We start from the raw sequence: 21,402 nt of genomic DNA, 5'->3' as shown, positions 1-21,402 counted from the left end.
TGTCACTTTTCTATATAGATCTGTAGAAGGTCGTGTCGGCCGACAGCTCAGTTGCGCTGGTCGATGGGCTGGAACACCTGGTCTTCCGGCCCCGTGTAGTGCGCGCTGGGCCGGATGATCTTGTTGTCCACGCGCTGCTCGATCACATGCGCAGCCCAGCCGCTGGTGCGCGCAATCACAAAGAGCGGCGTGAACATCGCAGTGGGCACACCCATCATGTGGTAGCTCACGGCGCTGAACCAGTCGAGGTTGGGGAACATCTTCTTGGCCTCCCACATCACGGCCTCCAGGCGCTCGGCAATGTCGTACATTTTCGTGGAGCCGGCCTCCAGCGACAGCTCCCTGGCAACGCCCTTGATGACGACATTGCGCGGGTCGCTGACGGTGTAGACCGGGTGGCCAAAGCCAATCACCACCTCCTTGTTCTCCACCCGGCGGCGGATATCGGCCTCGGCGGCATCGGCGCTGTCGTAGCGCTTCTGGATCTCGAAGGCCACCTCGTTGGCGCCGCCATGCTTGGGGCCGCGCAGCGCGCCAATCGCGCCGGTGATCGACGAATACATGTCACTACCGGTACCGGCCACGACGCGGGCGGTAAAGGTCGAGGCATTGAACTCATGCTCGGCATACAGGTTCAGCGACGTATGCATGGCCCGCTCCCACAGCGCACTGGGCTTTTTGCCATGCAGCAGGTGCAGAAAATGCGCGCCGATGGAGTCGTCATCCGTCTCCACATCGATGCATTTGCCCGAGGTGCTGAAGTGGTACCAGTACAGCAGCATGGAGCCGAGCGTTGCCATCAGGCGGTCGGCAATATCGCGCGCGCCGGGCAGGTTGTGGTCGTCCTTCTCGGGCAGGGTGCAGCCCAGCACCGATACCCCCGTGCGCATCACATCCATCGGGTGGCTGGCGGCGGGCAGCTGCTCCAGCGCCTGCTTGACGCTCGCGGGCAGGCCGCGCAGCGCCTTGAGCTTGTCCTTGTAGGCGCGCAGCTCGGCGCGGTTGGGCAGCTTGCCATGCACCAGCAGGTGGGCGATCTCTTCAAACTCGCAGACCTGGGCCATGTCCAAAATGTCATAGCCCCGGTAGTGCAGGTCATTGCCGCTGCGCCCTACGGTGCACAAGGCGGTGTTGCCCGCCGTCACGCCCGAGAGCGCAACCGATTTCTTGGGCTTGAAGGTCGAAGGCGTGGTGGGCGCGGTGGCCTCGGCGGTCGTGGTGGTCATAGCAGGGGTTCCTGGTTCAAATATGCGCAATCGAGGGGGATGGGCCGGCCTTTGGCATCGACGGCCACCATGTCAAACAAACCTTGGAGCACCAGCTCGGGCGGCGTCCCCGGCAGCCCGGCCGAGCCGGTCACGCAGACGGTCATCGAGCTGCGGCCTACGCGGCTGACCCAGGCGCGCAAGGTCAGGGCATGGCCCACCGGTGCCGGTGCCACAAAGTCCACCCGGCTGACGGCGGCCATCACGACTTCGCGTTGCGCCAGGCTCCGCGCCGCCAAAAACGCGGCCTTGGCCATCAGCTGCAAACCCTGGCCCGCAAACAGCGTGCCGTGGTGGTTGGCCAGCGCCGGCAGTACCAGCTCTTGCAACTCGGCGAATCCGGTAGGTGTTGTCATGCTTCGCAATTTACGCAAAATACAAAGGGATGAACAGCACTGAAATGGCGAATTTCTGCGAATGAAAACTGGTATTTTGCGAATTTTGCGAAATGTAGAATCTGGGTACTCCACCGCCTCTTCGATGCGAGCGCCCCTGTTGACGCGAAAGACTCTGCGATGAAAAAAACCTTTATGGGCGTCAAGCTGCGCAAGCTGCGCGCCGAACGCAATCTGTCCCAGATTGCGCTGGCCCATGCGCTGGGGCTCTCGCCCAGCTACCTCAACCAGATCGAACAAAACCAGCGGCCGCTGACGGTGTCGGTGCTGCTCAAACTGCACCGCAGCCTGGGCGTGGATATCCAGCAGTTCTCCGAAGACGAAGAGGCGCGCCTGGTGGCGGGGCTGCGCGAAGCCCTCGCCGATGCGCCCGAGGCCATTGCGCTGCCAGAGCTGCAAGAGGTGGCCACGCAAATGCCGGCGCTGGGCGCAGCGGTGGTGGCGCTGTACCGCCGCCATCTGGAGACCAAGGAGCGGCTCGAAGCGCTGTCGCTGCAGCTGGGCGATGACCGCGCCGGCAGCAGCCAGCCCGCCGCCATGCCGTTTGAGGTGGTGCGCGATTTCTTCTTCTCGCACCAGAACTACTTTGATGCGGTGGACCGCGCCGCTGAAAGCCTGGCTGCCCAGGCCCAGGCAGAGCGCCCGGGCAGGCCGCTGGCCGACTGGCTGCGTGAGCGCCTGGCGCTGGCGCACCAGGTGCGGGTGGAGTTGGTGGACAGCGCAGGCGCGAGCAAACGCCAGTTCGACCCCGCCTCGCGCCTGCTGCAGCTGTCCTCTGCGCTGGGCACCGCGCAGCAGGCGTTCCAGCTTGCCACCCAGCTGGCGCTGCTCGAGATCGGCGACACACTCGACAGCCTCAGCCAGGTGCCAACACTCATCAGCGACCCCGCTGCCCGCCGGCTGGCGCGGCTGGGCCTGGCCAACTATTTTGCCGGCGCCCTGCTGCTGCCCTACGGGCCCTTTCTACAAGCCGCCGAGGCGCTGGACTATGACATTGACCTGCTCGGCCAGCGCTTTGCCGTGGGCTTTGAGACCGTCTGCCACCGGCTGAGCACCCTGCAGCGGCCAGGCAGCCCGGGCGTGCCGTTTTTCTTTGTACGGGTGGACCGGGCCGGCAATATCTCCAAGCGCCAGTCGGCCACGCATTTCCATTTCAGCCGCACCGGCGGCACCTGCCCGCTGTGGAATGTCTACGAGGCCTTTGGCCAGCCCGGCCAGGTGCTCGCCCAGGTCGCGGGCATGCCCGATGGCCGGCGCTACCTGTGGATTGCGCGCTCGGTCTCGGGCGGGCAGCGCGGCTATGGCGCGCCGCGCAAGACATTTTCCATCGGCCTGGGCTGCGACCTGCGCCATGCAGCGCGCCTCGTCTATGCCAAGGGCATCGACCTGCAGGACCCGGAGCTGGCCACGCCGATCGGCATGGGCTGCAAGGTCTGCGAGCGCGACCACTGCCCGCAGCGCGCCTTTCCCTATCTGGGCAAAAGCCTGGCCGTCGATGAGAACGCCAGCCGCCTCACCCCCTACGGCTCGGGCGTCTGAATCTCCGCCAGCAGCTGGCCAAAACGCCGCTCGACATACTGCGCCGTCGGGCTGCGCTGCGCGCCCTGGCGCCAGAGCATGCGCACCGACAGCGGGGGCAGCGCCAGCGCCGGGCAAGGCACCTCGCGCAGCGCCTGGCGGTTGCCTTCGTAGTGCGCGATATTGACAGGCAGCACCGCCCAGCCCAGCTTGTCGGCCACCATGTCGGCGATGTTGTAGAAGCTATCTGAGCGCCACACGCGCGGGCTGTAGGCGCGCTCGTGCACATCCTCGGTATGCATCAGCAGCTGGCGGTGCTGGGCCAGTTGCTGCAGGCCCACCACCCGGCCATCGGCGAGCGGGTGGTCGGTCGCCACAAACACCCCCTGGGGCACGGTGCCCAGGTGGCGCTGCTCAAAATGCTGCAGCACCGGGCCCCGATCGATATGCAGGGCCATGCCCGCCCTGCCCTCGCCCACATAGTCGGCCACCTCGCTGGCGGTGCCATTGAGCAGCAGCAGCTCCAGGCCCGGGTACTGCTGCGCCATCTCGCGCAGCAGGCTTGCCACCGCCGTATAGGGCAGCGCCTCGTCAATCGCCAGCGACAGCTCGGCATCGGCCCCGCCGCTGAGCGCCTGCGCGCGCTGGTCCAGCTGCTGGGCCTGGCGCAGCAGCTCACGCGCTTCGAGCAGCAGCACCCGGCCGGCATCGGTGAGCTGGGCATTGCGGTGCGAGCGGTCAAACAGCACCACGCCCAGGTCCACTTCCAGCATGCCCACGGCGGTGCTGACGGCCGACTGCGCCTTGCCCAAGCTACGTGCAGCGGCAGAGAAAGAGCCGCTGTCGGCGGTGGCGACAAACTGCCGCAGTTGTTCAACGGTCCATTCCATAGCCCGGTACTGTAGCTCATCCATCTGATTTATTGATGGATTCCAACTTTATCAATCGATTTTTATGGCGCAATATCGGGCCCATGCAATCGATCAACACCCCCGCACCAGCCCTGACGATGGCCTGGTGCCATGACCCCGCGCAGTCGCCAGCGATCCTGGCGCTGTTCATGGGCCAGCTCAGTCCCTATTACATCTCCCATGGCGAGCTGCAGTCCCCGCGCGCCATCGCACCGGGCCAATGGAGCCCCCAGCTGGCCGACAACATGGCGCTGCAGATTGAGGCCACGTTGGCCGCGCCCGAAGCAAACGCGATGCAGCGCATCGCCACCGCCCACCAGGGCGATACGCTGGTCGGCGTTGCTTTTGTCGCGCTCGACGAGGCCCAGCTCGCGCCCACCCCGTTTGCCACCTTGGACGACCTGGTGGTCAGCCCCGCCGTGCGCGGCCAGGGCTTGGGCGAGGCCCTGTTCGGCTGGGTCTGCGCCCAGCTCCAGGCCGAGGGCGTACAGCGCCTGTTTCTGGAAAGCGGTATCGGCAACCAAGGGGCACACCGGCTGTTTGAGCGCCTGGGCTGCCAGCCCGTGTCCGTCACGATGATGAAAGAGTTGGGAGTTTGACCATGGCAATGCATTCCAAAAGATGGCTGGTGCTGGCCATTGTGTCGATGGCGCTGCTGCTGATCGTCGTCGACATGACGGTGCTCTACACCGCCCTGCCCACCCTCACCCATGACCTGGCCGCCTCCACCTCGATGAAGCTGTGGATCGTCAACGCCTATGCGCTGGTGGTCGCGGGCCTGCTGCTGAGCACCGGCGCTTTAGGCGACCGCCTGGGCTACCGGCGCATGTTCATGCTCGGCCTGGTGATCTTTGGCGCCGCCTCGCTGGCAGCCGCCTATGCGCCCAATGCCGGGCTGCTGATTGCCGCGCGCGCCGTGCTGGGCTTGGGGGCGGCCATCATGATGCCCGCTACCCTGGCCATCATCCGCATGAGCTTTCCCGACCAACGCGAGCGCTCGGTCGCCATCGGCATCTGGGCCTCGGTCGCCTCGGGGGGCGCGGCGCTTGGCCCGGTGGTGGGCGGCGTGCTGCTGCAGTATTTCTGGTGGGGCTCGGTGTTTCTGGTCAATGTGCCCATCGTGGCGCTGGCGCTGGTGCTGACCGCCTGGCTGATTCCTGCAGACCGCCTGAGCACCAAGGCCAGCCTGCCCGGTTGGGACTACACCAGCTCGCTGCAGGCCATGGTCGCCATGGTCAGTCTGGTGCTGGGCATCAAGGAGCTGGCCAAGCCCGCACCATCGCTGGTGTTTGCCGTGCTGATGGGGCTGCTCAGTGCCGCCGTGCTGTGGATCTTTATCCGCCGCCAGCTCAGCCGGCCCCAGCCGCTGATCGAGCTGCGTCTGTTCCGCATTCCGACGTTCTCGGGCGGTGTGGTGGCAGCCGTGGTGGCGGCCGTGGCCCTGGTCGGGGTGGAGCTGGTGTTCAGCCAGCGCCTGCAGCTGGTGCTGGGCCTCAGCCCCCTGCAAGCGGGGCTGGCCATCTTGCCGATTCCGGTGGCGGCCTTTGTCGCCGGCCCGATTGCCGGCTGGGCGCTGTCGCGCCTGGGCACCCACCAGCTGATAGTGGGCGGCCTCCTCGTCACTGCCGTGGCGCTGTGCGCGCTGGCCATGAGCCTCAACAGCGATGCCCATGGCCTGCAGAAAATAGCGGTACTGGCCGTCCTGGGCCTGGGCGTGGGCGTCACCATCACCGCCGCATCGAACGCGGTGATGAACAGCGCGCCGCCCGAGCATGCCGGCATGGCCGCCTCGGTCGAAGAGGTGTCCTACGAGTTTGGCGGCGTGCTGGGCGTGGCCTTGCTGGGCAGCGTGCTGTCCTGGCGCTATACCAGCAGCCTGGTGCTGCCAGACATCCTGCATGGCGCCGCTGGCGGGGCCAGTGACGGCATCGATGCGGCTTTGTTGGCTGCAGAAAAACTGCCGCCGCAGGCTGCCACGCAGCTGCTGGGCCTAGCCCATGCCGCGTTTGACCAGGGCTTTATCGCGGTGATGGCCACGGCCGTGGTGCTGGTGCTATCCGCTGCGTTGGCGGTGGCCCTGCTGCGCAGCCGAGGTCAGCAACAGGCCACCCTGGGACATCGCAGCGGCGCGGTGGCCAGCAAAGGGCACTGATCGTGAGTCACTGCTCAGCGGCGGGGCGCCATCTCCTTTAGCGCGTCCCCATGCGCCGCTGCCGCAGTGCGTGCCCGGTCGCCAACATCAAGGCCGCCGACGCCAAGGCGGCGGCCGGCCACAGCACGGCAGACAAACCCCATGCATCGACCAACGCCCCACCTCCCCAAGCACCCAGCGCAATGCCGGTGTTGAAAACCCCGACATACAGCGCTGCCACGACCTCCATCGCCTGGGGGGCCGCCTTCATCATCCAGGTCATCAAGGCGACGGACACCCCGCCATAGGCCAGGCCCCAGACTAGCAGCAGCGCAAGTCCACCCGTGGGAGAGCCGCCAAACACCAGCCACAGCAACGGCACCAGCAGCAGCCCCAGTGCAATGGTGGCCACCGTCAGCGTTGTTTTGTGCGCCGCCGCCAGGCCTGCGATGAAATTGCCCGCAATGCCGGCTAGCCCATAGGCCAGCAGCAAGGCTGCAATCCACTGCGCATCAAAGCTCGAGACCGCCAGCAGCAGCGGTCGCACAAAGGTAAAGGCCATAAAGTGCCCTGCGACCAGCAGCAAGGTCAACACCAGACCTGCTTGCAGCGCGCGGTTGCTGCGCAGTGCCAGAAACTGGCGCAGCCCCACCGCGCTGCGGACCGGCAAGGCCGGCATCACCCATAGCTGCAGGGCCAGCACCAGCACACTGAACAAGGCCATCACACCAAAAGCCCAGCGCCAGCCTGCCCCTTCCCCGATCAGCGCGCCCATTGGCACGCCCAACACCGATGCGGCGGCCACCCCGCCAAAGATGATGGAGGTGGCGAGCCCGACGGCAGCCGCTGGCACCAGGCGCGCCGCCAATCCCCCCGCCACCGCCCAGATCCCGCCAATGCACAGACCCAGCAACACGCGGGCGGCCAGCATCCAGCCCCAGCTCGGCGCGAGGGCCGATGCGGTATTGGCCAGCGCTAACAGCGCCAGCAGCGCTGCCAGCATGCGGCGCCGGTCCATGCGGCCGGCTATCACCACCACCAGCGGTGCAAACACCGCTGCCAGCAAGGCAGGCAGCGACACCATCAGCCCAGCTTGGCCAGTGGTCATGCCCAGCGAAGGCGCAATCGCTGTCAAGAGGCCCACGGGCAGCATCTCGGTGGTAACGACAGAAAAGGTTGCCAGGCCGGCGGCGATCACGGCCGGCCAAGGGTTGCGGGCATGATGTGGAGCAGGCGCTGATAAAGACAGGGACATGTCATGGGTTCCAGTCATGGCAAAAGGCAGCGCGCTATCAAGCGGCTGGGGAGGCGGTGTTGTTGTTGGTGGTGGTGCCATCTGCCGCAGCAGACATCGGCACACGCAGTTGCCGCGCAGCCCATAGCGCCAGCAGCAGCACAAGCGCCCCAGCCACCCAGGCCACCGCAAAGGCCGAGCGAGCACCCAAGCCATCGACCAGTTGGCCCGATGCCGCTGCGCCCAGCGCTACGCCCACATTCAGGCCGGCCAGCAGCCAGGTCATGCCCTCGGTCAGGCGCTGCGCGGGCACCAGGCGCTCGACCAGCGCCATCGCCACGATCATCGTGGGCGCAAAACACAGACCGGCCAGCAGCACGGCACCAGCGAGCGCCGGGATGCTGCCTACCAGCAGCAGTGGCAAGGTCGTCAGCGCCGTGGCGAGCCCGCCCAGCGCCAGCTGCTGCGGCAAAGGCATGCGCAGCTGGAGCGCACCAAACAGCAGGCCTGCCACGCAAGAGCCCAGCGCATAAGCGGCCAGCACGCCGCTGGCCCAGGCTGGCTGGCCAAGCGTGCGCGCCAAGGCCACGCTCACGATATCGACCGTGCCCACGATGACCCCCATCGCCGCCATCAAGAGCGCCAGTAGGCCCACATGGGGCAGGCAAATCACCGAGACCGCTGCTCTGCCCTGCATGCAAAGCGGCTGAAGCGCTGGCTCGGTCGCGCCCTGGGCGAGCAAAGCGAATACGCCCAGCACCAGCAGACCACCGGCAGCCAGCGGGCCTGCCTGCGCAAAGGCCGCCACGCACAGTCCCACCGACAACGGTGGCCCGGCAATAAAGCTCAGCTCATCGAGCACGGCCTCCAGCGCATAAGCGGTCTGCAACTGCGGCGATCCCCGGTACAGCGCCGTCCAGCGGGCACGCAGCATCGCCGGCATGCTGGGCATGGCCCCGGCCAGCACCGCGCCGGCAAACAAGGTCCAATCGGGCAGCGGCCACCGGGTGGCCGCCAGCAGCAGCACCAGGCCGGCCACACTGATGCCGGTGGCCAGCGGCAGCACGCGGCGCTGGCCATGGCGGTCCACCAGGCGCGATGTCTGCGGCGACAGCAGCGCATAACTGAGCACAAAGGCGGCAGAGACTGCGCCAGCGAGCGCATAGCTGCCGCGCAACTGGGCCAGCATGGTGATGATGCCGATGCCCATCATCGGCAGCGCCAGGCGGGCAAGCAGCCCAGCCAGGCAAAAGCCCGTGCTGCCGGGCGCGGCAAAAATTGTTCGGTAGGTCTGGAGCATGGCTTCTTTCTGCGCCCGGCTTGCCAACACGGGCCGGGCTAGCGACAATACATACAAGGCGTATGAATAAAATCTTATATACATGCGCCATGTTTGTAAATAATCATACGCACTGTATGTAAGGAGATTGCGCATGGTTCGACGCACCCGCGCCGAGATGGAAGCCACCCGTGCCAGCCTGCTGGCCACCGCCCGCCAAGTGCTGGCCGAGCATGGCTATGCCGATACGTCGATGGACGATTTGACCGCCCGGGCCGGCCTGACCCGGGGCGCGCTCTACCACCACTTTGGTGACAAGAAAGGCCTGCTCGCCGCCGTGGTGGCGCAGATCGATGACGAGATGGATGCCCGGCTGCAGGCGATCTCGGACAGCGCCGAGGACCCCTGGCAAGGCTTTCGCCAGCGCTGCCGCGCCTACCTGGAAATGGCCTTGGAGCCAGAGATACAGCGCATCGTGCTGCGCGATGCCCGGGCCGTGCTAGGCGGCGCGTCCCCCGATGCACAACGCCATTGCCTCACCGCCATGCAGGGCTTGATCAGCACGCTGATCGCGCAAGGCGTGGTGGCCCCAGCCGATGCGCGGGCGCTCGCAGCACTGATCTATGGCAGCCTGGCCGAGGCGGCGTTCTGGATTGCCGATGGGGCTGAAGGTGCCGATGGGGCCGATGGCGCAGCGCGCCTGGAGCAAGCCGCCGTGGGCCTGGATTTACTGCTGCGGGGCTTGCTGGTGCAGCCGCTGCGTGGCTAGCTCTGGCGTGTCTGTGAGATGGGCGGTGACGACATGCCTCCACGGCATATTACGCCCATGCAAGCACAGTGACTACAGATTCAGCAAGGCTGCGCCTTTAATCTGAAAGGGCAGCAAATATCCCGCTGCGCCCTTTAACCGGAGACAGAGATGACCAACCAGCAGCAACCCAACCAAAGTCCCAATGGCCAACAACCTGCCCAAAAGCAGCAGGACCAACAAAACCAGCAGCGCCCTGCCCAGCAGCAGCAGCAAGGCCGGGGCCAGAACCAGCAGCAGCAAGCGCAGTCCCAGCAGCAGTAAAAGCGGTGAAGCAGGCGGGCCGCAAGACCCGCCCAGGAAAAAACCCGCCACTGCGGGTTTTGTGTCGTATCGCTTAGGGGCGAAATTGCGTTTGGTAATGTTTCAGTGCCAATTCCACATCCTGCAGGCGATCATATTGCGGAGAGCCCATGAAGGGCTCCAGATCCCGTAAACCAATCACTTCCAGTTCCAGACGCTCGTATTGCGCTTGCGTCACCACAAGCAGGTCTTCCGCTTCTCGCATAAGACCTCCTTTCCACCTGATACCCAAACCGTAGATTCGGCTGACGGTCCAGGTTCCACGACGATAGCGCCATCCACGCGTTTTGCAAAGTTCTTTTACAAGAACCAACGTTTGGTACACCCCCGGGCGTATTCAGTATTCCGGCGTTTTCCAGCTGTCTGCGGTGATGGGTCGCGTCAACTGCTCGATCTTGGCGTCGATCAGCGACAGGCGCGCGTGCTCAATGGTGCCTTCTGCCGGGTGGTCTGCCAGCAATTCGGCGCCCTGGGCTTTCAACGCATCCAAATAGGCGTCTTTCTCCTTGTCATTTCCGGTCTGCGTAGACATTCCTAGCCTCCAATGCTTTGGTGGTTAAACTGTAACAAAACTACTCCAAAACGCCAGCCAGCGATCTTAAAATTACGAAATAAGCAGAAAACGTCCTACAGCCACCCCCAGGCGTGGCGCAGACTTGTTATTTGCTTTCCGTAAGACTAACCCAGCTGATATGCACTGGGTTGATATAGAGGCTTTCAAGCCCATCCATCACCCGATGATGAGCCTGCGTCAGCGAGCCGCTTCATTGCCGCGGTAATTGACACCGCCGCTTGGGCATAGCCATCCCAGGGTGCATTTCCCTTGCGAAAGCGCGCTTCAATGGACTCAATGCCCCAGTGTGCGCCGCTGCTGACCTGGTCCAGCTCCGACCAGCCGATGGGTACCGACACACCCATACCCGGCCGCGCCCGCAGCGACCAGGCACTGACCGTCGTGGCGCCCCAGCCATTACGCAGGTAGTCGACAAAGATCTTGCCCTTGCGGTTTTGCGGGCCGCTCTTGGCCACAAAGCGCTGGGGCACGGTGGCTGCGAGGTGCTGCACGATCGCCTTGGAAAAGCCCTTGACGGTATCCCAGTCATGGCGGCGCTGGATCGGTACTACCAAGTGCAGGCCCTTGCCGCCGCTGGTTTTGAGAAAGGGCTCCAAGCCAAGCTCCTGCAGCAGCACCCGCACCAGCTCGGCCGCCTCCTGCACCGCCGGCCAGGCCACGCCCTCTCCCGGGTCCAGGTCAAAGGTCATGCGGTCGGGCCGCAGAATCTTGTCGCGCCTGGCGTTCCAGGTGTGGAACTCGAGCACATTGAACTGCGCCGCCTGGACCAGGCCCTCCGATTGGGCAATGGCCAGCAGCGGCGGGTGTTCCGGATCGAGCGACGGGGGCAACTGCACGATGCCGGCCATGGCACGGGCCTGCAGGTGCTTCTGAAAGAAATGCTCGCCCCCCACCCCATCGGGGGTGCGCACAAGCGAGGTAGGCCGGTCTTGCAGGTGCTCCATCATCAGCGGCGCCACCTGCTCGTAGTAGCGCACCACGTCCAGCTTGGTCACGCCCGTGCTGGCGTCCATGATGCGCTCTCCATGGCTGACCTCAATGCCGCCGGTAGCGCTGGGGGTTATCTTGCAAACAGGCATGGTGGTGGTTCTCTCCCGAGTGATCTGGTTGGCGGGCTTGTCCCCGCGCAAGCCATGGAAGACCGCATGGCGCACCCGGCCCTGGCCGGTCCAGCCGGCAAAGGCGATTTCTGCGACCAGCTCGGGACGAACCCAGATGGCCGCATAGTCAATGCGCTTGGGGTCCACAAAAGGGCATGTCCTAGTCTTGATTTTTTGCAGTTGCGCCGTCAGCGCGCGCAGGCTGGCCTCGGTAAAACCGGTGCCCACATTGCCGGCATAGACCAGTTGGCCGCCGCTGTCGTGCATCCCCAGCAGCAATGAGCCCAGACCGGTTCGCGTGCCTTGGGGGCGCGTGTAGCCGCCGATGACAAACTCCTGGCGCTGGCCGCATTTGAGCTTGATCCAGTCCGCCGTGCGGCCCTCGCGGTAGGCGGCATCCTTGCGCTTGCCGACAATGCCCTCCATGCCCAGCGCGCAGGCCGAGGCCAACAGTTGTGCCGGGTCGCCGGCAAAAGCCTCACTGATTCGCACGCTGTTGCCCAAGCCCGGGCTGGCATCCAGCGCCGCCCGCAGCGCCTGGCGCCGCGCCTGCCAGGGCTGGGCACGCAAATCCTGACCATTGGCAAACATCAGGTCAAACAGGTAATAGACAGGGTCGGTCGTACCCTCCCCATCAAACGCGTTTTGCAGCCGCTGAAAATCGGGCAGCCCTTTGTCATTGAGCGCTACCACCTCGCCATCCAGCCAGGCGTCGTTGAGCTGCACATGCTGCAGGGCCGCTGCCAACGCCGGCATCTTGGCCGTCCAGTCCTTGCCATTGCGGGTCCACAGCGCCAGCTTGCGGCCCTGTTTGCGCGCTGCCATGCGGTAGCCATCGAGCTTGAGCTCCCAGGCCCAGTCCTGGGGGTTCGGAGGCGGCGCATCAGCGAGCACGGCCAGCTGCGGTGCCATCGTGGTGGGCAAGGCAGAGGCTCGGGTTTTCGCTTTGCGGGTGGTGCCGCGCTGGGCCGCTGGCGCTGCAGCGAGTTGGGCGACCGCCGCCCGCTGCACACTGGCCACGCTGTCGGGCCGGGCGCTGACAATGTCCAACTCGCCAGCCGGGCGGGCAAAGTCGTCCGCTTCCTTGATCCAAAGCCAAGGCGGTTGGCGCTCGCCCTCCTTGCCCTTCATTCGCACCAGGGTCCAGCGCCCGCCCAGCTTGTGGCCCTGCAACTCAAAATGGAGTTTGCCCTTGCGGTAGCCCTCGTGCGGGTCAGCCAGCGGCAGCCACAGGCCTTTGTCCCAGACGATCACCTTGCCCGCGCCATAGTGGCCGGCGGGGATCTGGCCCTCAAAGCGGTTGTAGGAAATCGGGTGGTCTTCCACCTGCACGGCCATGCGCTTGTGGCTGGGGTCCAGGCTGGGCCCTTTGGGCACCGCCCAGCTTTTCATCACGCCATCGAGCTCGAGCCGCAGGTCGTAGTGCAAATGGCTGGCCCAGTGTTTCTGGATGACAAACTGCAGCTGGCCCGCGACCGATTCGCCGCCGTCGGCCGGCTCAGGGGTCTTGGCAAAGTTGCGCTTGGCTTGGTATTTGTCCAATGAACTGGGCATGCAGAGCCTCCAGGGCGCCAGGCCACTAAGCCGCACGCCGCTTGGCAGGCGTGGGCTTGCGGGCGCTGGCGGATTTGGTGGCTGGCGTGGACTTGGCCTTGGGTTTAGCCGCTGCGGCTGCCACTTTGGCTGGGGCACTGGCCTTGGTCTTGGCCGGCGCGGCCTTGGTTTTGCGTGCAGCGCGCTTGGCCTCGGCAGTCTTGGCGCCGCCAGCCAGGCTGCGCTTGAGCAATGCGGTCAAATCCAGGATCTCGGCGCCGCCCGATACCGGCGAATCCTTGGGCGCCTGCACCACCTCTTCGACCTCGCCCGATTTGACCTTGGCAACGATGAGCTTCTGGATCTGTTCGGAGAAGGAATTGCGAAAATCATCGGCATTCCAGGCCTGGGCCTTGTCTTCGATCAACGCAACGGCCATGTCCATCTCGGCGCTGCTGATGCCTGCGGCCTTGGGCGATTGGGGCGGCAGGTTGAGCTGCTCGAACGAGCGGATATCACCGCCCCAGCGCAGAAGGTTCAGCACCAGCGCCCGCCCGCACGGCACCAGCACGGCCAGGTGCTGCTTGGTCTGGATGACGACCTTGGCCACGCCGACCTTGTTGGTCTTGCGCAGCGCCTCGCGCAGCAGTGCATACACCTTTTCGCCGCGCTTGAGCGGCGCCGTGTAGTAGGGCCGCTCCAGGTAGATCAGCGGAATGTCATCGGCATCGACAAAGGCCTCGATCTCGATGGTCTGCGTGGTTTTGGGAAAGGCCGCGCTGATCTCCTCCTGGCTCAGGATCACATAGCGCCCGTCTTCGTACTCCACGCCTTTGACGATATCGCTGCTGGCGATCTCCTTGCCAGTGCGCTTGTTGATGCGTTTGTAGCCCACTGGCTCCATCGAGCGTTTGTCCAGCCAGTCAAAATCAATGCCCGAATCGCGTGTGGCCGTGTACAGCCCTATGGGTACATGTACCAACCCAAAGCTGATCGCGCCTTTCCAGATGGTTCGTGTCGATGTCGGGGCGTTGCCTTGCTGCGCTTTCATGCCGGCCTCCTAGGTATGCGGCCAGTGTGCGCGCGTCACGGCCGGACCGCTGAGAGCAAATGGCAACGCGCGCAGGGAACTTCCGACCATCTGCATGCCAGCGCGGTCTGACAAAAAGACCGCACCACCCCAATCCTGCACCAGCCTCAGCTGCCAACTCGCTTGGATGACTCCATGCGCGGGCGCACAAATCCTACAGACCTGGGGCGCGGCAGCAGCGAACCTAGTAGGCATACGACCGAGGAGCACGACATGAGCAGCACCAAGCCAGACACCCAGCCGGAAACCGGTACCGACAGCCGCACCGACACCCGGCCCGCAACCCAACCCAGTTACCCCGAAGACGAAACCATGGATCCCGTGGGCAAGCCCTATCCCGAGCAGGAGCCTTTGGCACCCGAGCCGGGCGAGGACCCGCCCCACCCTCCGTTCTCACCCAGCACCGAGCCCGACATTCCGCAGGATCCCGAATCCGAGCGCGTCATCAGCCCCGAACCGCTGGATCCCTGATGGCCAGCCTCTTGCCAGTGCCGCCGCATTTGCCCGCCAATGCGGCGCTGTTCCTGGACTTCGATGGCAGCCTGGTGCCCATTGCCACAACGCCAGACAGCATTGCCGTGCCTGCCGGGCTGGTGCCGTTGTTGCGCGATCTGCAGGCACTGCTGGGCGGCGCGCTGGCCATCATCTCCGGGCGGGAGATTGCAGTCATCGACGCCTTCCTGCAGCCCTTGAAATTGCCCTGTGCCGGCGCGCATGGCGCGCAGCGCCGCGATGCCGCAGGCCACCAATGCGACGACGCGCCAGGTGATATTTCTGCAGTGATCGACGCCTGCGAGCAATTGGCCCAGGCGCACCCAGCGCTGTATGTCGAGCCCAAACAAAGCGGTGTTGCCCTGCACTACCGCCGCGATCCATCGCTGGAGGACCTGTGCCTGCGCAGCCTGCAAGCGATGCTGGCCCACAGGCCGCAGTGGACGCTGCTGCGCGGCAAGCAGGTGCTGGAGATGCTGCCGGTGGGCGCGAGCAAGGGCCGCGCCATCCAGGCCTTTATGCAGGAGCCGCCGTTTTCCGGCCGCACGCCATTTTTCCTGGGTGATGACATCAGCGATGAAAGCGGCTTTGCCGCTGTGCTGGCCGAGCGCGGCGTCGCCATCAAGGTGGGCGCGGACGTAAGCTGCGCCAGCCACCGCCTCGATGGCGTGGAGGCCGTCTACCACTGGCTTCAAGCCGCGTGCACGCAGCAACGCATGCTGAGCGCGCTGCGCCGGCCGGCGGAGGTGCAACCATGAGCCGTCTGGTCATTGTCTCCAACCGCGTGGCCGATCCGCAGGATGCGGCGCCCGGTGGCCTGGCCATCGCGCTGGAAGAGGCGCTGCAGCGCCACGGCGGTCTGTGGTTTGGCTGGGGCGGCGCGGTCACGGAGCAGTCCCCAGCGCAACCCTCCATCCGCCCATGGGGCGCCGTGACCGTCGCCACGACCACGCTGGAGCGCTGCGACCATGACAGCTACTACAGCGGCTTTTGCAACAACGTGCTCTGGCCGGTGTTCCACAATCGCCTGGATCTGGCTGCATTCGACCCCAGCTTTTACGAAGGCTACCAGCGTGTCAACCGCCAGTTTGCGCAGCAGCTGCTGCCGTTGCTGCAGCCCAATGACGTGATCTGGGTGCATGATTACCACCTGATGGCGCTGGCGTCTGAATTGCGCGCGCTGGGCTGCCAGCAGCGCATCGGCTTCTTTCTGCACATCCCATTCCCGCCGCTGGTCGCCCTCGGGGCCGTGCCCCAGCACAAGGCATTGATGCAGGCCTTGATGGCATTTGATCTGGTGGGCCTGCAAAGCCGGCAGGACCTGCAGCATTTTGAGAGCTATGTGCTGGCACAGGCAGATGGCCGCATCAGCCACCGCCACCACTACCGCGCCCACGGCCAGCAAACGCGCTGCGAGGTGTTTCCGATCGGCATCGATGCCCGCGCCTTTGCAGCGCTGACGGCCACCCCCCCCGCCCAGCAGGTGCAGGCGACACTGGAGCAGGAATACCGCCAGCGCCGCCTGGTGGTGGGCATTGACCGGCTCGATTACTCCAAGGGCCTGCCCGAGCGCATCCACGCCTTTCGCGATCTGCTCGAGCGCCACCCGGCCCACCGGCGCAGCGCCACCCTGGTGCAGATCGGCTCGCCCACCCGCGAGCACCTGCTGGCCTATGCCGCGATCCGCCGCCAGTTCGAATCGCTGTGCGGCGCCATCAATGGCGATTTTGGTGAGCTCGATTGGATGCCCGTGCGCTACATGCACCAGGTGCTCACGCGTGCCCAACTGGCGGGCCTGTGCCGCTCGGCAGCGGTGGGCCTGGTCACGCCGCTGCGCGACGGCATGAACCTGGTCGCCAAGGAATTCATTGCCGCCCAGGACCCGGCTGACCCCGGGGTGCTGGTGCTGTCGCGCTTTGCCGGTGCGGCCGAGCAGCTGCAAGAAGCCCTGCTGGTCAATCCCTATGACGCCCACAGCACTGCCAACAGCCTGGACCAGGCCCTCCAGATGCCGCTGGCCGAGCGCATCGAGCGGCACCAAAAGCTGCTGGCCCGCATCGAGGCCGAGGATGTGCACTGGTGGTGCCAGCGCTTTTTGCAGGCACTGGACCAGTGCCAGCCTGCGATGCCGCGTAAACCGCGCTTGTCTGTGCCAGCACACCGCCTCGTTGCCGCCGCGGATGGCGAGCTGCCGATGACCCGCCCCACGCGGGATGGCAGCTTTCCCTATCTGCGTGTGGTGAGCGGCAGCGCCCCCGCACCACGCCCGGACGCTGCAGCAATACGCATGGGCCGTTGAACGATGAATGCCTCTACCGAACTTGAAGATTTTCTGACCGCCTCCGAGCCGCAGGAGCCCGCAGAGATGCTGCGCACCTTGGTGGCGCAGCGCCTTGACCGGTTGCCTCTGCCCGGAAAGGGCCAGACCCTGGCGCGCTGGCGGGCGCTGGCGGCTGTGGCAGCCAGCAACCTCAGCCTGGTCAAGTTGTTTGAGGGCCATACCGATGCGCTGGCCACTCTGGCTGAACTGGGCGCGCAGGCGCCGGCAGCGGCGCGGACCTGGGCCGTCTGGGGCGCGGAGCCGCCGGGCAACCGGGTGCAGGCCGTAGCGCTCAGCGCCAGCGATGGCCTGGCCCCCGGCAGCAAGGTGCTGCTGACCGGCACCAAGGCCTGGTGCTCGGGCGCGCAATCCGTGGACCATGCGCTGGTGACCGCCTGGCTCTCCGATACCGAGCGCTGTCTGGTCGCCGTCAACCTGCTCCAGCCCGCAGTGCAGGTCAGCAGCGATGGCTGGCAGGCCGTAGGCATGGCCGACAGCGCGAGTGTGGATGTGCAGCTGCGCAACGCCACTGGCACCCTGGTGGGCCAGCCCGGTGCCTACCTCAGCCGCCCGGGCTTTCAGCATGGGGGCGCCGGCATTGCAGCGTGCTGGTATGGCGCCAGCGCCCGCATCGCGGGCCAGTTGCTGCGCACCTGCCGCAGCCATGCAGAGCCCCATGCCTTGGCCCACCTGGGCGCGGTGGATGTGGCGCTCTCGGCCACAGCCGCGCTGCTGCGCGCCACGGCAGCCCATATCGATGCCCAGCCTGACCAGCCCTGGACCCGGGAAGTGAACCGCACCCGCCTGGCCGCCGAGGCCACAGCCCAGCAAGTGCTGCAGCATGTGCCGCGCGCGCTGGGCCCGGGCCCTTTTTGCAAAGACAGGTCGCTCGCCTTGCTGCTGGCCGATCTGCCAATTTTTATCCGCCAAAGCCATGCGGAGCGCGATCTCGCCGCTCTCGGGCAGGCCATCACACAACAGGAGAACAACGCACCATGGAAGCTCTGATGTCCCGCCATATCGAGGGAGAAGGCACCCCCGAATTGCAATGGCAGTCCTGGCTGGCCCAGGCCCCCTTGAACACCACGCCTGCCGATGCGCTGCTGCAAGGCTGCCAGCGGGTGGTGATTGTCTCACCCCATCCCGACGATGAGATTCTTGCCACTGCCGCCATCATGCAGTACTGCGAGGCCAACGCGCTGCCCTGCACGGTGATCGCCGTCACCTCGGGCGAAGCCAGCCACCCGGGCTCGCGCCTGTGGACGCCGGACCAACTGGCCCAAGCCCGCGAGCGCGAAAGCGCCCAGGCGCTGGCCCTGCTCTGCCCGGGCAGCCAGATCATCCACCTGCGCATCCCTGATGGGCAGGTACAGGACCACCAGCCCCAGCTCGAGTCGCGCCTGCAGCAACTGCTGCGCGCAACGGACGCCGTCTTCTGCCCGTGGCGCTATGACGGCCACCCGGACCACGAGGCCACCGGCGAGGCCTGCGCAGCAGCCACAGCCGATGTGGGCAGCCGCTTGTTTGAGGTGCCAATCTGGACCTGGCATTGGGCCAGCCCCGGAGACCAGCGCGTGCCTTGGCAGCAGGCCGTGCGCATGCCGCTGAGCGCCGAGCAGCTGGACCGCAAATGCCTGGCGCTGTCCTGCTTTCGCAGCCAGTTGCTGCCTGACCCGTCCACGGGCAGACCCCCAATCCTGCCCCGTTGGGCCACGGCGCGCCTCTTGCGCAACTTCGAGGTGATCTTGCGATGAACCAGCGCCAACACTTTGAACAGCTCTACCAACGCTCCCCGGACCCCTGGGCCGTCAAGACCGCCTGGTACGAGCGGCGCAAACGCCAGCTGCTGCTGGCATCGCTGCCGCGCGAGCACTACCGCTACGCGTTTGAGCCCGGCTGCGGCAATGGCGAAACCACGATGGCGCTGCTCGAGCGCTGTGACCAACTGATCGCCGCCGACTGTGCCGAATCGGCGATGCTGCTGTGCAACGCCCGCATCCAGCGCGAGGACCGGCACCAGCTGCACCTGCAAAAGCTGCAACTGCCGCAGCAGTGGCCCCAGGTTCCACCCGGCGGCTTTGATCTCTTGGTGGTTTCCGAGCTCGCCTACTACCTGTGTGATGCCGATCTGGCGTTGTTCATCGAGCGCTGCCTGTCGTGCCTCGCGCCGGGTGGTCATTGGCTGATGTGCCACTGGCGCCACCAGGCGCCCGACCTGCTGCAAGCCGCCGATACCATCCATGCGCAGGTGGGGGCCAGCGCAGCGCTCAAGACTGTTGTGGAGCACCGCGAGACTGATTTCTTGCTAGAGGTTTGGGAAAGACTGTGAGCACCCGATGATTGGTATCTGCATACCCGCCCATGACGAAGAGGAGCTTATCGCGGCCTGCCTCGAGAGCGTCGCCCGCGCCAGCCTGCACCCCGACCTGGAGGGCGAAGACGTCAAGGTTGTCGTCGTGCTCGACAGCTGCAGCGATGGCAGCGCTGCCATCGCACAGCAATGGCCTTTTGTGACCCTGCACGTCAGTGCCCGCAATGTGGGCCGCGCGCGGGCCGCAGGTGCGCGCCATCTGCTGCAGCACCAGGCGCGCTGGCTGGCATTTACCGATGCCGATACCCGCGTGGCACCCGATTGGCTGGCGGTGCAGCTGTCGCTGGGGGCCGATGTGGTCTGCGGCACGGTGGGGGTCGACAGCTGGGAGGCGCACGGCCTGGATGCACAGGCCGCGCGTCTGCGCTTTGAATCGAGCTACCAGGACCGCGACGGCCACCGCCATGTGCATGGCGCCAACCTGGGCCTGTCTGCCCATTGCTACCAACAGGCGGGCGGGTTTGACGCGATGGAGTGCGGCGAAGACCAGGCGTTGGTGGACCGCCTTGCCGCCCTGGGCGCGCAGATCGCCTGGAGCGCCTTGCCGCGGGTGCTCACCAGCGGCCGGCCTTTTTCGCGCGTCGAGCATGGCTTTGCGGGGGCCATTCGGCGGGCAACCTAGCACGGGCTGCGCTAAGGCAGCCCTGCACGCAGCACCAAAACTGCCCTCAAGGCCTGATGTGCCGCCAGGCGCTGCAGCAATCTGCCCAACGCCATCGCTGCGGCAGCAGGCCACGGGCAAAAACACTACAGCCAGTCAGCTCAAATCTGTTGACATTCCTCAGACAGCGCCTACACCGCGAAGCAGCCCTTCGCGGCGATCATGGAGCTATCGAAGAAAGGAGTTCGTCATGCAACACCAGCCATCATTTCCGATGCTGACCATGCCAACCCGACCCTTAGTCGCGCAGCGTGGTGAGAAGCAAAACCGCTATGTTCCAGCGGTGTCCACTGATATCAGCAAGACCTTCGAAAAGTACCGCCGCCTCGCTGCATTGCAAAACGCCAAGCAGCTCGCCACCTAGTCTCTGTTTCACGCCGAGTTCGTGCATCTCCTCCATCCGGTTCAAGCTTGCATGAACGGCTTTTAGCGAGCATCGGCTTTCTTGCACCTGCCTGCGGTATCACCCAGGCCTGGCTACCGGCACCACAGCCCGCCCACTGGCGGGCTGTTTGCCTGGAATTGCATCTGGGTTCCGGCTCCTTTGGTCGCAAAAGCGCCCGGTACCCGCATGGCAATGCGACATCCCAGCATGCTCTGTGCCCAGCGATGGCGTCTCTGGCATGTGCCAACGGCGCGGCAAGCGGCGCAGGCGGTGCCTACCCAAAGTGCCAACGTAAGACATTGTGTGGGCCGGTTTAAGGTCATTAAAAGGAGTACTGTGGGTCGAGGCAATCCATCTTGATCTGCCGCAATAGACCGGAGGTCTACATGTTCAAATTCTCAGCCTATCCCCCTGCGTCGTTTTGGGATACGTCCAAACTGATGCTGCACAGCGCGGGGGTGCCAGCGCCGCAGGAGCAAGACAAGAAACTCCCTGCAGACAAAGATCGCCCCGGCCAGGACCAGCAGATCGCGGCGGTGCATGCCTTCAAATTTCTATAACAGGGGGACGCTGCAGTCCAAAGACCTGACCGCCGTTGCGCGGTTTTTTTCTTGGTGGATTGCGCTGTCGTCACCGTTGGCAGCACTGGCCCTGCTGTGGCCCCTACCGATACGGGCGGGCAACTACGCAACCTGCATCCTCGACCATGCGGAACAAGTGGGAAGCGACGCTGCTGCCAAGGCGGTATCGCAAGGCTGCTTGGCAAGCTACCCCGCAGGGATGGAGGCGGTAGGACAAGGGTCAAGAAATGGCGGCACAGACTTCCGCTCCGGGGCCCAGTGTTCAGCCCGAAAAGCGCAAGACACGCGCAGCGAAATGGCCGCCTACCAGATCAAGCGGGCTTGCCAACGGCTGTACGACCATCCTGATTTCGCATTACCCGCAGCCATCGCTGCGCCGTAGCGCTCTGGGGTGTACCGTCGCTGCCACAGGATGGGTTGCCTTTTTGGGAGCCGGTGCCCACCCTGGGCC

At 65.3% G+C, this 21,402-nt stretch carries 23 protein-coding genes; 14 read left to right on the top strand and 9 right to left on the bottom strand.

Translation table 11 applies throughout. The features are described from left to right. Positions 1-47: 47 nt before the first annotated feature. On the bottom strand, positions 48-1,226 hold the full coding sequence (prpC, locus tag DCO45_RS07360; RefSeq protein WP_116925195.1) for a 2-methylcitrate synthase: 1,179 nt from the start codon (positions 1,224-1,226) through the stop codon (positions 48-50). Then, complete coding sequence (locus tag DCO45_RS07355) at positions 1,223-1,621, bottom strand: acyl-CoA thioesterase (RefSeq protein ID WP_116925194.1); 399 nt, start codon at positions 1,619-1,621, stop codon at positions 1,223-1,225. Before DCO45_RS07355 ends, prpC begins: the two co-directional genes overlap by 4 nt. Before the next feature lie 159 nt (positions 1,622-1,780). Here DCO45_RS07355 and DCO45_RS07350 point away from each other — a divergent pair, with 159 nt between their 5' ends. Next, the gene (locus tag DCO45_RS07350; RefSeq protein ID WP_116925193.1) at positions 1,781-3,199 is read left to right on the top strand and encodes a short-chain fatty acyl-CoA regulator family protein; all 1,419 of its coding nucleotides are present in this window, start codon (positions 1,781-1,783) and stop codon (positions 3,197-3,199) included. Here the strand turns inward: DCO45_RS07350 and DCO45_RS07345 are convergent. Further along, positions 3,181-4,068, bottom strand: coding sequence for a LysR family transcriptional regulator (locus DCO45_RS07345; protein ID WP_116925192.1), 888 nt, complete (start codon positions 4,066-4,068; stop codon positions 3,181-3,183). The two genes, DCO45_RS07350 and DCO45_RS07345, sit on opposite strands and share 19 nt — an antisense overlap. Positions 4,069-4,151: 83 nt before the next feature. Here DCO45_RS07345 and DCO45_RS07340 point away from each other — a divergent pair, with 83 nt between their 5' ends. Both DCO45_RS07340 and DCO45_RS07335 read left to right on the top strand, forming a co-directional pair. Beyond that, on the top strand, positions 4,152-4,688 hold the full coding sequence (locus DCO45_RS07340) for a GNAT family N-acetyltransferase (protein WP_165841145.1): 537 nt from the start codon (positions 4,152-4,154) through the stop codon (positions 4,686-4,688). A gap of 2 nt (positions 4,689-4,690) precedes the next feature. Beyond that, the gene (locus tag DCO45_RS07335; RefSeq protein WP_279324803.1) at positions 4,691-6,241 is read left to right on the top strand and encodes an MFS transporter; all 1,551 of its coding nucleotides are present in this window, start codon (positions 4,691-4,693) and stop codon (positions 6,239-6,241) included. Between the two features lie 37 nt (positions 6,242-6,278). Here the strand turns inward: DCO45_RS07335 and DCO45_RS07330 are convergent, their stop codons facing one another. Next, on the bottom strand, positions 6,279-7,475 hold the full coding sequence (locus tag DCO45_RS07330; RefSeq protein WP_116925190.1) for an MFS transporter: 1,197 nt from the start codon (positions 7,473-7,475) through the stop codon (positions 6,279-6,281). A 37-nt stretch (positions 7,476-7,512) separates the two neighbouring features. Beyond that, positions 7,513-8,754: an MFS transporter gene (locus tag DCO45_RS07325; protein WP_116925281.1), complete on the bottom strand. Its 1,242-nt coding sequence runs from the start codon at positions 8,752-8,754 to the stop codon at positions 7,513-7,515. Positions 8,755-8,887: 133 nt separating this feature from the next. Here DCO45_RS07325 and DCO45_RS07320 point away from each other — a divergent pair, with 133 nt between their 5' ends. Together DCO45_RS07320 and DCO45_RS22930 are read left to right on the top strand one after the other, a co-directional pair. Then, positions 8,888-9,502 (top strand): TetR family transcriptional regulator, encoded by a 615-nt coding sequence (locus tag DCO45_RS07320; protein ID WP_116925189.1) that lies wholly within the window; start codon positions 8,888-8,890, stop codon positions 9,500-9,502. A gap of 150 nt (positions 9,503-9,652) precedes the next feature. Beyond that, positions 9,653-9,805, top strand: coding sequence for a hypothetical protein (locus DCO45_RS22930; protein ID WP_165841144.1), 153 nt, complete (start codon positions 9,653-9,655; stop codon positions 9,803-9,805). Between the two features lie 73 nt (positions 9,806-9,878). Here DCO45_RS22930 and DCO45_RS22925 read toward each other — a convergent pair whose 3' ends face one another. The 4 genes from DCO45_RS22925 to DCO45_RS07305 all read right to left on the bottom strand — a co-directional run bounded on the left by DCO45_RS22925 (position 9,879) and on the right by DCO45_RS07305 (position 14,102). Continuing rightward, the gene (locus DCO45_RS22925; protein ID WP_021028205.1) at positions 9,879-10,049 is read right to left on the bottom strand and encodes a hypothetical protein; all 171 of its coding nucleotides are present in this window, start codon (positions 10,047-10,049) and stop codon (positions 9,879-9,881) included. A gap of 132 nt (positions 10,050-10,181) precedes the next feature. Beyond that, positions 10,182-10,376 (bottom strand): hypothetical protein, encoded by a 195-nt coding sequence (locus DCO45_RS07315; RefSeq protein ID WP_021028206.1) that lies wholly within the window; start codon positions 10,374-10,376, stop codon positions 10,182-10,184. A 185-nt stretch (positions 10,377-10,561) separates the two neighbouring features. Beyond that, positions 10,562-13,072, bottom strand: coding sequence for a DNA ligase D (gene ligD, locus DCO45_RS07310; RefSeq protein ID WP_116925188.1), 2,511 nt, complete (start codon positions 13,070-13,072; stop codon positions 10,562-10,564). 25 nt (positions 13,073-13,097) lie between these two features. After that, positions 13,098-14,102, bottom strand: a complete 1,005-nt coding sequence (locus DCO45_RS07305) for a Ku protein (RefSeq protein WP_116925187.1) — start codon at positions 14,100-14,102, stop codon at positions 13,098-13,100. A gap of 252 nt (positions 14,103-14,354) precedes the next feature. On the opposite strand from DCO45_RS07305, the gene DCO45_RS07300 reads away from it, so the two are divergent. The 9 genes from DCO45_RS07300 (at position 14,355) to DCO45_RS07265 (ending at position 21,333) form a co-directional block, all read left to right on the top strand. Then, positions 14,355-14,612, top strand: coding sequence for a hypothetical protein (locus DCO45_RS07300; RefSeq protein WP_116925186.1), 258 nt, complete (start codon positions 14,355-14,357; stop codon positions 14,610-14,612). Beyond that, complete coding sequence (gene otsB / locus DCO45_RS07295) at positions 14,612-15,391, top strand: trehalose-phosphatase (protein WP_116925185.1); 780 nt, start codon at positions 14,612-14,614, stop codon at positions 15,389-15,391. The genes DCO45_RS07300 and otsB overlap by 1 nt, the downstream gene beginning before the upstream one ends. Beyond that, a complete protein-coding gene (locus DCO45_RS07290; RefSeq protein WP_116925184.1) occupies positions 15,388-16,932 on the top strand; it encodes a trehalose-6-phosphate synthase in 1,545 nt (514 codons plus the stop codon). Before otsB ends, DCO45_RS07290 begins: the two co-directional genes overlap by 4 nt. Positions 16,933-16,935: 3 nt before the next feature. Further along, positions 16,936-17,961, top strand: coding sequence for an acyl-CoA/acyl-ACP dehydrogenase (locus DCO45_RS07285; RefSeq protein WP_116925183.1), 1,026 nt, complete (start codon positions 16,936-16,938; stop codon positions 17,959-17,961). Then, positions 17,961-18,707 carry a PIG-L family deacetylase gene (locus tag DCO45_RS07280; protein WP_243419275.1) on the top strand — a complete coding sequence of 249 codons (747 nt, stop codon included), beginning with the start codon at positions 17,961-17,963 and terminating at the stop codon, positions 18,705-18,707. Before DCO45_RS07285 ends, DCO45_RS07280 begins: the two co-directional genes overlap by 1 nt. Beyond that, positions 18,704-19,282, top strand: coding sequence for a class I SAM-dependent methyltransferase (locus DCO45_RS07275; RefSeq protein WP_116925181.1), 579 nt, complete (start codon positions 18,704-18,706; stop codon positions 19,280-19,282). The genes DCO45_RS07280 and DCO45_RS07275 overlap by 4 nt, the downstream gene beginning before the upstream one ends. A gap of 7 nt (positions 19,283-19,289) precedes the next feature. Beyond that, the gene (locus tag DCO45_RS07270) at positions 19,290-19,946 is read left to right on the top strand and encodes a glycosyltransferase family A protein (RefSeq protein WP_116925180.1); all 657 of its coding nucleotides are present in this window, start codon (positions 19,290-19,292) and stop codon (positions 19,944-19,946) included. Positions 19,947-20,175: 229 nt separating this feature from the next. Continuing rightward, on the top strand, positions 20,176-20,349 hold the full coding sequence (locus DCO45_RS22920) for a hypothetical protein (protein WP_158400602.1): 174 nt from the start codon (positions 20,176-20,178) through the stop codon (positions 20,347-20,349). A gap of 561 nt (positions 20,350-20,910) precedes the next feature. Further along, complete coding sequence (locus DCO45_RS07265; protein WP_232539603.1) at positions 20,911-21,333, top strand: hypothetical protein; 423 nt, start codon at positions 20,911-20,913, stop codon at positions 21,331-21,333. Positions 21,334-21,402: the final 69 nt, after the last annotated feature.

Origin of the sequence: Comamonas sp. JNW, assembly GCF_003105075.1 — a bacterium.
In the GTDB taxonomy this organism is placed as follows: Bacteria; Pseudomonadota; Gammaproteobacteria; order Burkholderiales; family Burkholderiaceae_C; genus Comamonas; species Comamonas squillarum.
Note: the sequence above shows the minus strand (reverse complement) of the source record. Positions and strands in the feature narration are given on the sequence as shown.